Source organism: Nostoc sp. PCC 7524 (assembly GCF_000316645.1).
Classification (GTDB): Bacteria; Cyanobacteriota; Cyanobacteriia; order Cyanobacteriales; family Nostocaceae; genus Trichormus.
In genome coordinates this window covers 3569736-3582037 of the sequence record NC_019684.1, presented here as the reverse complement: position 1 = coordinate 3582037, position 12302 = coordinate 3569736, and the positions used below count along the sequence as shown (strand labels likewise).

Genomic DNA, 12302 nt, shown 5'->3' with positions numbered 1-12302 from the left:
AAAATATTAAAAATTTAAGATATCTATAGATTCGACTATTTCTAATTCTAAAATTCGGTCTTTGGTATCTTGTAGTGCTGCTAATTTACCTTCTTGGCGATAGATATCTGCTGCTGTTTGAAAATCTGCGATCGCATCTGGCTGATTTTTCAGTTCAGCATAAATATTGCCCCGATTGTAATAGGCATCGGCATAATTAGGATTAACTTGGATGGCTTGAGTATAATCATCAATTGCTCCCTCATTATCACCTAAATCATAACGGGCATTTCCCCGGTTATAATAAGCATCAGCTAGATAGGGATTAATCTGGATTGCTTGCGTATAATCCTCTATTGCTCCTGCATAATCACCAATATCTGCACGAGCATTACCGCGATTTTTATAAGCATTCGCATCATTGGGATTAAGCTGAATTGCTTGTGTAAATCCCGGCTGAGTTCCTAAAATATAACGAGCAATCCCACGATTTTTATAGGTATCTGCATACTGAGGATTAATTTTTATGGCTTGGGTATAGTCCTCAATTGCTCCTTGATTATCTCCTAGATAAGAACGTACTTCGGCACGGTGTTTATAAGCTACAGCAGCATGAGGATTCAATCTAATAGATTCGGTATAATCATCAATTGCTGCTTCATACGCTCCTAATTGCGATAAAGCTAAACCCCGTTTATGGTAAGCTTTAGCATCATGAAGATTAATTTTAATTACCTGAGAATAATCTGCGATCGCTGCTTCGTAATTCCCAATTTGATAATAAGCTAAACCCCGTTTATAATACAGTTCACTATCATTGATATTAAGTTTTAAGGCTTGATTATAGTGATTAATAGATACTGTGTATTCACCTTTAGAAAAATATTCATCACCCAGTTTTGTATAATCCAAATTTAGTTGTTCATCTTGTTTATAACTGGAAACATGATTGTTATTTGGACGAGATATAGCAGGTTTTAATAACTGCTCTTGATTTGGCTCAGATGGTAATAATGACGAATTTTGATATTGATAAATTGGCATAAATTGCCTAGTTTGATGATGATTATTTGACGCTTGTAACTGTTCTAGATAGCACCTTAAGCCACCACCATAAAGCAATTGCTCTATACCAAAAGATATTTTTCCAGTTTTTAATTTAATCATGCGAGTCGGCAGAAATCCAGCCAACAATAAATGATATGCCGATTGTGCTTCATTAACTTCTTCCTGAATAAAAATACAAGCAACAACAGCATTTTTTTCCACTTCTTCCGCACTAATAGACCATCTCACACGCTCAATTCTACCGTGGCGTGATTTGACTTCAATACCAATAGAAGAGTCAGCAGTTAAAGTAAAATCAATCTTGCCATCGCCACCAAATCGCTTTTCATAATCTACTTCTGTAATCAAATCAGCTAAACGTTCTTTAACAACTTCCTCACCCAACTTACCTTTGAGATAGCTAATAAAAACATCACGCACTGGCGAAACCCGCTTATATTTCTCAGCCATTTGCCAGCAAAAATCCCGTAATGCTTTTAACCTCTCACCGGAGATAACTGTTAACTCACTATATTGACCTTCTGTTTCGCAATGCAGAAGACAACCCGATGATAACCTGTGAATAAAATCAGACTGTAGCGATCGCAGGAGCGTAATCCAGTCCATCTATAATTATGCGAGTCTGGGGATGAGATTATTTTATTCAGATTTTAGGTGAGAGTAAAGCTCTTAAGAAGTAGGGGACGGCAAGGAAGAGCTGACTTTTCGCGCTATGTGGAAAAACCCACGCAAACCTAACCCCCTAACCCCCTTCCCGCATCGGGAAGGGGGAACATTCAAAGTCTCTCTCCTTGTAGGAGAGAGATTTAGAGAGAGGTTTTCCAGATCCCGTAAAAGCATAATCTCGCTACCATAATATAGGGTTTTTCTTAGTACAGATGTATGTCAGAATTTTGTCTGCAAGCTCCCTTTAGTCCCACAGGTGATCAACCGCGAGCGATCGCGCAGTTAGCTGCTAGCATTGAAGCTAACAACCGTTATCAAACTTTACTAGGAGCAACGGGAACAGGTAAGACATTTTCCATAGCAGCAGTCATTGAGAAGGTGGGTAAGCCGACTTTAGTATTGGCGCATAACAAAACCCTAGCTGCACAACTTTGTAATGAGTTGCGGGAGTTCTTCCCCAAAAACGCCGTTGAGTATTTCGTCAGCTACTACGACTACTATCAGCCGGAAGCGTATATTCCCGTTACCGACACATACATTGAGAAAACGGCGGCAATTAACGATGAGATTGATATGTTACGCCATTCCGCGACGCGATCGCTATTTGAACGGCGTGATGTCATTGTTGTAGCATCAATTAGCTGTATCTACGGTTTGGGAATCCCTTCAGAGTACCTGAAAGCAGCAATTCCCATGCAAATCGGGATGGAAGTTAACCAGCGTCAGATTTTGCGGGATTTGACTTCAGTCCAGTACACCCGCAACGACATCGAAATGGGAAGGGGACGTTTCCGTGTCCGGGGTGATGTTTTAGAAATCGGCCCCGCCTACGAAGATAGAATTATTCGGGTGGAATTCTTTGGTGATGAAATTGACGCAATTCGCTATATTGACCCGGTAACGGGTGAAATTATCCAAAGTTTGCAAGCTGTGAATATTTACCCAGCACGTCACTTTGTCACCCCAGAGGAACGTTTAGAAAAAGCTTGCGAAGACATTGCAGCCGAATTAAAACAGCGCAAAGCTGAACTAGAAGAAACTGGTAAGTTAGTAGAAGCACAACGTATAGACCAGCGTACACGCTATGACTTAGAAATGTTGCGTGAAGTTGGTTACTGCAACGGCGTAGAGAATTATTCCCGTCACCTAGCAGGAAGACAAGCTGGAGAACCACCAGAGTGTTTAATTGATTATTTTCCTAAAGATTGGCTCTTAGTAATAGATGAATCTCACGTCACAGTCCCGCAAATTCGCGGTATGTATAACGGCGACCAAGCTCGGAAAAAAGTGTTAATTGAACACGGATTTAGGCTTCCGAGTGCGGCGGATAATCGTCCTTTAAAAGCTGAGGAATTTTGGACGAAAGTTAATCAATGTATTTTCGTTTCCGCCACTCCAGGAAATTGGGAATTAGAAATTTCCGAAGATAGAATAGTTGAGCAAGTCATTAGACCGACTGGGGTAATTGACCCAGAGATTTTTGTGCGTCCGACAGAGGGACAAATTGATGATTTGTTGGGAGAAATTAAAGATAGAGTTGACCGTCAAGAACGGGTACTGATTACTACCTTAACTAAACGTATGGCAGAAGACTTAACAGAGTATCTGCAAGACCATAGTATTCGCGTGCGTTATTTACATTCAGAGATTAATTCTATTGAGCGCATTGAGATATTACAAGATTTGCGCGATGGTAACTTTGATGTATTGGTAGGTGTGAACTTATTACGGGAAGGTTTAGACTTACCAGAAGTCTCTTTAGTGGCAATTTTAGATGCAGATAAAGAAGGGTTTTTGCGTGCTGAACGTTCCTTAATTCAAACCATAGGTAGAGCCGCTCGTCACATCCGGGGACAAGCGATTTTGTATGCTGATAATTTAACAGACAGCATGATTAAAGCCATTGAAGAAACTGACAGAAGACGCGGGATTCAAATGGCATATAACAAGATGCACGGAATAACACCTCAACCGATTGTCAAAAAATCAAGTAATGCGATTTTATCGTTCCTAGATATTTCTAGAAGATTAAATGCAGCCGATTTAAAAACTGTTGAGGAAAATATCGGAGAATTACCTTTAGAACAGATACCCGAATTGATTACCCAACTAGAAACCCAAATGAAAGAAGCTGCGAAAAAACTAAAATTTGAAGAGGCGGCAAAATTGCGCGATCGCATCAAACAATTACGCGATAAAATGCTAGGACACTAAAGTTTGATATTTCACTTCATGCTATCTGGACTCTTCTCACATTAGCTAATGGCAAAACTCTACTATCGAGGCATGGCGGAGCAAAAAGGCAAGCCCAAAATAGGTCGGAGTGCCAGACTATTAGGAGTTAGACCTGGCATTGATATTAATATTGAGCAAATGCCCGTAGGCTATTTGGATGAGCAAGGCTATTTGTTAGCAGAGTCAGAACGTAAGTTTCAAGGAGAGCTTGTTACTGTCGCCATCAGAGATACAAAGGGAATGTCAGTTTCACTCTCCATTGAAGCTTTACCGGCATTTCGTAAACCTGCCAAATTTGGGGGAACAGGAAAAGATCCCCTGTGGCAAGTTGATGACAGTAATATTACCGGAGATTTACAAGCTATTCAGGATAGCCCAACTCACATCAGCATTTTGCCAAGAGTTACAATGTTACTAGAAAAGTACGAGCTAGCCTTAGCAAACACCCAAAACCATTGGAAAAGAATTGATTAAAACCATAACACTAGGAGGCTACAGGCATGGCATGGCTATTTAGTTTATCAGCAGAGTGTGGCTCTGAAGAAAGCAATGCTCATGAATTTTCTCAACATTTTATAGGGCAAACATTAATACTCTCAAATGGTAGCCCATGCCTATGTCGTGCAGACACTTTTCAAGATATAGAAGAAAATTGGTGGTGTCGGGTTTATCCCAATAATATTAGTGAAGTGGGAATAGATAAACCTGAAAGTGCTTATTTAATGACAGAATTAGGTATCTTACTCTATCAAAATCTACGCCTCGCTCCTCCATTTCGTTATGCTTTAGTCGGTGTGGAAGTTGACGAATTTAGGACTTATAGCGAACTGATTGAAGACTTGCCTAATTTAGCTATCCCAGGATTAGTCCTGTCGAAAACAATTGAGCAGGAAGTAGAAACATTACCAGTTTTTCGACCATTTAGTTCTGGTTATGTTTGGCAACCCTACAAGGGAGAAGTTTATAATCCGTTAATGGCATCTCCAGAATTAAAACGTAAACTAGATGAACTTTTGTTTGTAAGTTGAATTTTAGCTATAGAATTGCTATTTGATTTTTGCACAAATACTTAGAATTTGAAGAGGCTGTAAAATTGCGCGATCGCATCAAACAATTACGCGATAAAATACTAGGACACTAAAGTTTGATACTCGTAACAAAATCGTAAATATTAAGTAGGGTGTGTTACGGCTATTTCAGGAGTTGAGCGTTTTCCTTGGAGAAATTAGCCGTAACACATCAGATGACTAATTGTGCTGGTTTAACCAAACTTCTAAATCAGCAACATCAGAAAAATCAAACAAAGCTTCTCCTAAATCTTCTAACTGTTCAGCAGATAATCCTCTAATTTTTTCAATTAATGACACGCCTATTTCACCAAAACGCCGATTCAGCATACGTAATATTAAACTTTCTTCACCTTGTTTTATTCCTTTTTGCAGAATATCTTGATAAATTACAGACTCGCGCATAATATCCTCCCGTAATAATTGGCGAATCAAATCCTTTTCAAACCGCAAACCTGCAAGAATTTCTGTACAACCAGCAATATTTTGTCTTTGTTCCCTATCAGAAATTGTAGCGACTTGTTCAGCCACTTGGGAAAGCAACCCTAATGGTGAGTTAGTTCGGGTTAAAGTTGCTAGAGGTAATAGAGCAGGATTATCCAAAAATAATGCTGAATCTTGTTCCCACAGACGAATAACCTGATAGCGGTGAATAGTTGTGTCGTCTCGATATTCCTCTGTAAACGCCACTTCGTTAGTCGTTTCTTGCAAAAATATCACCACCTGCGCTACAGAATAGCGATATTGACGCTTTAACCTCACGGAATAATCAAGCATTCGGAAATTAAGCGGCGGATTAGATGTTGCTAAGGTTTGAAATTCAATATGTAAAATCCTGTTTGCTGTGCGTAAAAATGTCACAGAATCAGCACGAATCGGTTCAAGGGTAAGTTCAGTTTTTAATACTTCAATTTGTTGTGCATCTACCCCCAGTAGCCAACGCACAAACTCCTCTGGATACTGTTCAGCTAAATACTTACAAGCGTTATCGTAACTCAAACTTGATTTCGCTTCCTACTCAACAATAGTCTCTACTTTATCGGAATATTGATTGTTGTACTTATTTGTATGAATAAAAGCTTAATAAAAAAACAGTGTTAATACTGTATTTGATGTATGAATAATGTGTTTATATTTACCAAAATGCGTTTAACCTAAGAAATTAACCAATTTTCTAACTGTAAACCTTTAACTCTAATTAAATCAGAATCGTGAGAAACTAAAATTAAATTATGAATGATAGCGGTACCAGCTATCAAAATATCAGCATCCTGAATAATTTGACCTCTGTTTGTTAAATCAGCATGAATTTCTGAGGCTTTTTGAAAAATCCTAATATCATCTAAGAATAAAATGGGATAATCTTGGCAAAATTGTTGAAATAAAGCTAGTTTCTTAGTGGCATTGCTCCTCAAAAGTCCTCTTTGAATTTCATAGTAAGTTATGCCGCTAATCAAAATGTCTATATCTAAACTACTTACCTCTTGCAACTTTAAGTTGATTTTGACATTCTGTTTTAGTGAAGCTGAAACAATATTAGTATCTAATAAATAACCCATCTAACCCCGTTTTACAGATTCATCAAAAAGTTGCATTTGCTCTGGAGTCAAATCATTTAGCATTCCTGATACTAAATGTAAAGACAAAATTCTCTTAATCCGTTTGGTTAATTCCTCCTCAGAGATACTTTCCAAATCAGGAACAGCAGCAGGGTCAAAAGTACGGTTAATTACTTCTATCATTTCCTGTTTATCTAAGTTTTCTTGATAAAGAGTATTATTGTCAATTAAAGTTTTGACGATTTCGGTTAATTTTTGAGAATTGGATTGATAGTTAATTAGAGTCATAGTTAAATTTCCTCAAAATAAGTTGTTGAGTAATCTAAATCCTATGTTAGCAGCTACAATTTCTCTGAAAATGTAGAAATTGACAAAAAAACAGCCACCTCCAAAAAGGAAGCAGCTGTTTTTTATGAGGCGACTATAGAGTATTAGTAATCGAAGTCACCGCCACCCATGCCACCACCAGCAGCAGGAGCAGCATCCTTGGGTTCAGGCTTGTCAACAACGATGCACTCGGTTGTCAACACCATACCAGCGATAGAAGCAGCATTTTGCAGAGCAGAACGTGTTACTTTCGCGGGGTCAACAATACCAGCACCGAACATATCTACAAATTCGTTGCTAGCAGCGTTGAAGCCAACGTTGAATTCTTTCTCTTTCACGCGTTCAGCAATTACAGCACCGTTCTGACCTGCGTTTTCAGCAATTCTCTTCAGAGGTGCGGGTAATGCACGAGCCACAATTAAAGCACCGGTCAATTCTTCACCAGTGAGGTTGCCGTTAGCCCAAGTTTCCAACTCAGGAGCGAGGTGAGCTAAGGTTGTACCACCACCAGGAACGATACCTTCTTCTACAGCAGCTTTGGTAGCGTTGATAGCATCTTCTAAGCGCAGTTTCTTGTCTTTCATTTCGGTTTCGGTAGCTGCACCAACTTTCACTACAGCTACACCACCAGACAATTTAGCCAAACGCTCTTGGAGTTTTTCTTTGTCGTAGGAAGATTCAGTTTCTTCCATTTGACGACGGATTTGTTCGCAACGGGCTTTAACGCCAGCTTCGTTACCTTCAGCAACAATTGTAGTGCTGTCTTTGGTAATGGTGATGCGACGCGCTCTACCCAGTCCATCTATCTTGGTGTTTTCCAGTTTCAGACCAGCATCTTCAGTGATCACTTGACCGCCGGTGAGAACGGAGATATCTTCTAGCATAGCTTTGCGGCGATCGCCAAATCCAGGAGCTTTTACAGCCGCTACATTCAGCACACCACGCAAACGGTTAACAACCAAGGTTGCCAAAGCTTCTTTTTCAATATCTTCAGCAATGATAACCAGGGGTTTACCTTGACGGGCAACTTGCTCAAGAACAGGTACTAAATCTTGTACCAGAGCAATTTTCTTGTCGGTGAGCAGGATGTAAGGATCATCAAAAATCGCTTCCATCCGTTCTGCATCGGTGGCAAAGTAAGGAGAGATGTAGCCTTTATCAAAGCGCATCCCTTCGGTGATTTCCAATTCGGTGGTCATGGACTTCCCTTCTTCTAGGGAAATTACACCTTCTTTACCTACTTTGTCCATTGCTTGGGCAATCATCTGACCGACTTCATCGTCGTTACCGGCAGAAATTGCACCAACTTGCGCGATCGCCTTAGAATCTTCTACAGGACGAGCGTGTTCTTTAATTCTCTCTACCAAGAAGTTGGTAGCTTTATCAATACCGCGCTTCAACAGGATGGCGTTAGCACCTGCGGCTACGTTCCGCAAACCTTCTTTCACAATGGCATGAGCCAAAACGGTAGCGGTGGTTGTACCATCACCTGCTGCATCGTTGGTTTTAGAAGCAGCTTGGCGAATCAAAGAAACGCCAGTGTTTTCAATATGATCTTCTAATTCGATTTCTTTAGCGATGGTTACACCGTCGTTAACGATTTGAGGCGCACCAAATTTCTTTTCTAATACTACGTTCCGACCTTTGGGGCCAAGGGTAACAGCTACAGCCTCAGCTAGAATGTCAATACCACGCTCAAGGGCGCGACGGGCGTTTTCGTTGTAGATAATGCGCTTTGCCATAGGTGTCTCAATCTCAGGAATTGTCAGTCAATTTGGTTTTGAATAATTGATTTGGGCATGGGGTATGGGGCATGATGTGTCGTGACCCGAACCACCCATTAGCCAACGACTGCTAAAATATCTTTTTCAGACAGCAGTACGTATTCTTCAGTTCCGAGCTTGATGTCAGTGCCAGCGTACTTGGAGTACAACACTTTATCGCCAATTTTGATTTCTAATTCTTGACGGCTACCGTCGTCGTTACGCTTGCCAGGGCCAAGGGCGACTACTTCCCCTACTTGGGGTTTTTCCTTAGCGGTGTCGGGTAAATACAGACCACCTGCGGTCTTTTCTTCCGAGGCGCTCACTTTCACGAAAACGCGATCGCCTAAAGGTTTAACTGTAGATACGCTTAAAGATACAGCTGCCATATTTCAATTTCTCCAGAGTTAGCACTCTCAACTCCTGAGTGCTAATTTAGCGAAGAGCAACCGACAATGGCAATAATGCAGGGTGTACGGGTTTCCGAACTAGGTAGGGAAGGGAGTAGGGAGTAGTGAGTGGTGAGTGGGGAAAGTAGGCGAAAATGGGGAGGATGAGGTAGACACAGCAGAAAAAATATCTACTGTTTATCCCCCATTCCCTACTCCCTATTCCCTATTCCCCATTTTGAGTCCTCGTATATACACATCCCGTGAATTGCGTAAGTACAAATGCTTAATTATTAGTATTTTTCGGGTTCTTTTCCATAAGTTACGAATATTTTTATATGGTCAACTTTATTTGCAAAGTGGGGAAATTGTTATAGAACAGTAATCAGAGAGCCGCTCAATGAGTAACAATACAGTGATCTAGAGCAACAAAATTAAAGTTTTTTGCTTGCGAGTTTGTTGTTATAGATAGATAATAGTTGTCTACCCGGATAGTGTCTGGTATCGCCAAGCAAACCCGGAGGTTATTGAGCGGATCATCCAAGAACACTTGATAGGCATAATGGTGGTTGAAGAATCAGCGTTTTTAACCCATCCTTTGCCGACAACTCCCTAACTTGCTGGTGAACATATGAATCTAGGCTGAATATCCGTAGGGTATTGTAGAGTAGTCAGCCAATGAAAGCGCGGGTTGTTTTACAACTAGGGTCATCTGAAGCCGATACTGACTCGTGAACTAGAAAGATTATTATTTAATCAGTGTTTTTTTTACCCGCTACTTTCAAAGGGATATATAATAGCGCATTATAAATACTACTGCTCTACGTATCCTTACTGGAATAATGCCAAAGAGCTAGCGGTCTGATAAAAGTGACAAACACTTTTGAGACTTCAAGTTAAACAAGGGTAAGTTAAGTGGGAAAAATGACAACATCTCAACAATCCACCATATAAGGATAACCATTCAATACCTTGATGGATCGAAGCGCGACAAGTGCCACTGCTATGAAAGAGCCCAGCATGAAAGATCACAAACGACTTCTACTGATTGATGACGACCCTAACCTCATCTTGCTGGTGAAGGACTATTTGGAGTTCCGAGGATATGAAGTCATCACCGCAGAAAATGGCCGAGAAGCTTTAGAGATTCTCGAACATGATGTACCAGATATGATTATCTGTGACGTGATGATGCCGGAAATGGACGGATATACCTTTGTAGAACAAGTCCGGCAAAATGAACGCACCAGTTGGATTCCTGTTCTTTTCCTGTCAGCAAAAGGACAAAGTGCAGACCGAGTTAAAGGTCTCAATAAAGGCGCTGATGTCTATATGGTCAAGCCCTTTGAACCAGAAGAACTCGTAGCGCAGGTAGAATCCTCCCTGAAGCAAACTATCCGTTGGAAAGAACACCAAGCCAAAGGAGGAGAAAACGGTTCCCGTATCCAGGTTCCCTTCGATGTGCAGTTAACCCCAACCGAGCTAAAAGTGGTGCAGTTTGTAGCTAGGGGTTTAGCCAACCGCGAAATCGCTGAAGAATTAAATGTTAGTCAGCGTACTGTTGAAAGCCACGTTTCCAATATGTTGGGCAAAACTAATCTCCACAACCGCACTGAACTAGCGCGTTGGGCGATTGAAAATCAAATGGCTTAATTAGCTATCAGCGTTCAGCAGTCAGCTTTACAATAATTAACTGACTGCTGACAGCTGATAGCTTAATTATTTGCTTAATTATTGAGCCTCACCATTTCACAAACATTACCACGCACTCCCCCCACTCCTTGGGTAAATTGGCGGTCTTGCTTGTGGATGAGCATTTGCATTCCATTTTTGGGAGCCATAACAATTAAAGCGTCCCGTTCTAGCTGTTGCCGAGAAATGTATTGTAGGCGGTACTGCATTAATAGCATTGCTAGCACAATTTTAATTTCCATCAGTGCGAAAGGCGCTCCTATACAAATGCGCGAACCAGCACTGAAGGGGTTGTACTCATACATCGTGGGTTCTTTGGTCTCCCAACGCTGGGGGTCAAATTTCTCTGGGTTGGGGAAGATTTGGGGCAGATGATGAGTATGGTAAATACTTACGAAGACTTCCGTCCCTGTCGGTAATTCATAGCCTCCCAAGCTAGTTGGTTGCGATGTCACCCGCGCATTCCAGGGTACAGGCGGTAAAATTCGCAAACTTTCTTTAATTACACGCTCTAATAAAGGTAACTGCTGCAACTGCTCAATAGTTGGTGGTGCGCCTTGCAGAACACTTTCTAGTTCATCCAGTAAATCGGCTGCGACTTGTGGGTGTTGGGAAAGCAAAAACAGTGTCCAAGTTAAAGCATTGGCGCTAGTTTCATGACCAGCTGCAAAGATAACGCTCACATGACCTAGCAATTCATCCTCAGTTAACCCCAGTCCACTATCTGCGTCCCGTGCTTGGATAAGCATAGAGAGGACATCCCCTGAGTCTGTACCGCTAGCTTGTTTGCACCGAATTAAGGTACGCATTTCGTCATCTAGTTGCGCCATTAAATTCAGCAGGCGATGGAAAGGTAGCCCTGGCACATCAAAAGGTAAGATAGCGATCGCAGGTGAACCTAGTAGAGTGCCAATTTTCTGCAATAATCTCGCACTACTACCCCCTTCATCACCAATATCAGCACCAAATAAGGTTTTTGTCGCTGCACGCAGAGTCAGCAACCGCATAATTTCACAAAGGTTAACAGGCTTACCCAATGGCAATTGCTCTAAAACTGACTGAGTAATGCCGACAATATCATCACGATAAGACTCAATGCGCTGTTTGTGAAAGGCGGGCATTAACAGCTGGCGATGTTGGCGATGGGTTGTACTGTTAACACCAAACAACCCCACACCAAAATGTTTGAGAGTTTCTGTCCGTGGAGAGTCATTGCGCTTGCGGTACAAGCCTCCGGTTAAAGGATATTTATGGTAAATCTCATGCTGACTTGTGACTTCCCGAACATTTTCTGGCCCATAAGCCAGCACAGTACCCGGACAGTAATCTTCTGATGAGTAAAGATTTGTTCCACCTCCGGCTGCTAGAGAAACCACTGAACCATATTTCTTAAATAGACGACGTGATAAAGCAATGGAATCTTTGACATATTCTACCAGCAGAGCTGTACGTCCAAAAATTGGTAAAGGATTCGGCCCAGGTACAGTTAATTTCGGTCTATCGGTGGTTATTGCCATCTTTATATAAAACACCAGGAATATAGAAATGTTAGTCTAT

Annotated in this window: 11 protein-coding genes and 1 pseudogene; 5 read left to right on the top strand and 7 right to left on the bottom strand. The window is 41.2% G+C overall.

Going from position 1 to position 12302, the window contains the following annotated elements; genetic code table 11:
* Window positions 1–6: 6 nt before the first annotated feature.
* On the bottom strand, window positions 7–1653 hold the full coding sequence (locus tag NOS7524_RS14380; RefSeq protein ID WP_015139204.1) for a tetratricopeptide repeat protein: 1647 nt from the start codon (window positions 1651–1653) through the stop codon (window positions 7–9).
* A 276-nt stretch (window positions 1654–1929) separates the two neighbouring features.
* Here NOS7524_RS14380 and uvrB point away from each other — a divergent pair, with 276 nt between their 5' ends.
* The 4 genes and pseudogenes from uvrB to NOS7524_RS31195 form a co-directional block, all read left to right on the top strand.
* On the top strand, window positions 1930–3927 hold the full coding sequence (gene uvrB, locus NOS7524_RS14375) for an excinuclease ABC subunit UvrB (protein WP_015139203.1): 1998 nt from the start codon (window positions 1930–1932) through the stop codon (window positions 3925–3927).
* Between the two features lie 48 nt (window positions 3928–3975).
* The gene (locus NOS7524_RS28735; protein WP_015139202.1) at window positions 3976–4422 is read left to right on the top strand and encodes a hypothetical protein; all 447 of its coding nucleotides are present in this window, start codon (window positions 3976–3978) and stop codon (window positions 4420–4422) included.
* A gap of 26 nt (window positions 4423–4448) precedes the next feature.
* Window positions 4449–4976, top strand: coding sequence for a hypothetical protein (locus tag NOS7524_RS14365; protein WP_015139201.1), 528 nt, complete (start codon window positions 4449–4451; stop codon window positions 4974–4976).
* Window positions 4977–5011: 35 nt separating this feature from the next.
* Window positions 5012–5089, top strand: a pseudogene (locus NOS7524_RS31195) (UvrB/UvrC motif-containing protein); the annotation flags it as partial.
* Window positions 5090–5195: 106 nt separating this feature from the next.
* On the opposite strand, the gene NOS7524_RS14360 reads toward NOS7524_RS31195, so the two are convergent.
* The 5 genes from NOS7524_RS14360 to groES form a co-directional block, all read right to left on the bottom strand.
* A complete protein-coding gene (locus tag NOS7524_RS14360; protein WP_015139200.1) occupies window positions 5196–6014 on the bottom strand; it encodes a DUF4351 domain-containing protein in 819 nt (272 codons plus the stop codon).
* 155 nt (window positions 6015–6169) lie between these two features.
* A complete protein-coding gene (locus NOS7524_RS14355) occupies window positions 6170–6574 on the bottom strand; it encodes a PIN domain-containing protein (protein ID WP_015139199.1) in 405 nt (134 codons plus the stop codon).
* Complete coding sequence (locus tag NOS7524_RS14350; protein WP_015139198.1) at window positions 6575–6862, bottom strand: hypothetical protein; 288 nt, start codon at window positions 6860–6862, stop codon at window positions 6575–6577.
* Window positions 6863–7005: 143 nt separating this feature from the next.
* Complete coding sequence (gene groL, locus NOS7524_RS14345; protein ID WP_015139197.1) at window positions 7006–8643, bottom strand: chaperonin GroEL; 1638 nt, start codon at window positions 8641–8643, stop codon at window positions 7006–7008.
* A 98-nt stretch (window positions 8644–8741) separates the two neighbouring features.
* A complete protein-coding gene (groES, locus tag NOS7524_RS14340) occupies window positions 8742–9053 on the bottom strand; it encodes a co-chaperone GroES (protein WP_015139196.1) in 312 nt (103 codons plus the stop codon).
* Between the two features lie 975 nt (window positions 9054–10028).
* On the opposite strand from groES, the gene NOS7524_RS14335 reads away from it, so the two are divergent.
* Window positions 10029–10706 carry a response regulator transcription factor gene (locus NOS7524_RS14335; protein WP_010997804.1) on the top strand — a complete coding sequence of 226 codons (678 nt, stop codon included), beginning with the start codon at window positions 10029–10031 and terminating at the stop codon, window positions 10704–10706.
* A 74-nt stretch (window positions 10707–10780) separates the two neighbouring features.
* On the opposite strand, the gene NOS7524_RS14330 is transcribed toward NOS7524_RS14335, so the two are convergent.
* Window positions 10781–12262 carry a cytochrome P450 gene (locus NOS7524_RS14330; protein WP_015139194.1) on the bottom strand — a complete coding sequence of 494 codons (1482 nt, stop codon included), beginning with the start codon at window positions 12260–12262 and terminating at the stop codon, window positions 10781–10783.
* Window positions 12263–12302: the final 40 nt, after the last annotated feature.

Coding starts and splice junctions, on each gene's coding strand:
- NOS7524_RS14365 (WP_015139201.1), top strand. CDS start 4,449: ATGGCATGGCTATTTAGTTTATCAGCAGAGTGTGGCTCTGAAGAAAGC.
- NOS7524_RS28735 (WP_015139202.1), top strand. CDS start 3,976: ATGGCAAAACTCTACTATCGAGGCATGGCGGAGCAAAAAGGCAAGCCC.
- NOS7524_RS14355 (WP_015139199.1), bottom strand. CDS start 6,574: ATGGGTTATTTATTAGATACTAATATTGTTTCAGCTTCACTAAAACAG.
- NOS7524_RS14330 (WP_015139194.1), bottom strand. CDS start 12,262: ATGGCAATAACCACCGATAGACCGAAATTAACTGTACCTGGGCCGAAT.
- NOS7524_RS14335 (WP_010997804.1), top strand. CDS start 10,029: ATGGATCGAAGCGCGACAAGTGCCACTGCTATGAAAGAGCCCAGCATG.
- groES (WP_015139196.1), bottom strand. CDS start 9,053: ATGGCAGCTGTATCTTTAAGCGTATCTACAGTTAAACCTTTAGGCGAT.
- NOS7524_RS14350 (WP_015139198.1), bottom strand. CDS start 6,862: ATGACTCTAATTAACTATCAATCCAATTCTCAAAAATTAACCGAAATC.
- groL (WP_015139197.1), bottom strand. CDS start 8,643: ATGGCAAAGCGCATTATCTACAACGAAAACGCCCGTCGCGCCCTTGAG.
- NOS7524_RS14380 (WP_015139204.1), bottom strand. CDS start 1,653: ATGGACTGGATTACGCTCCTGCGATCGCTACAGTCTGATTTTATTCAC.
- uvrB (WP_015139203.1), top strand. CDS start 1,930: ATGTCAGAATTTTGTCTGCAAGCTCCCTTTAGTCCCACAGGTGATCAA.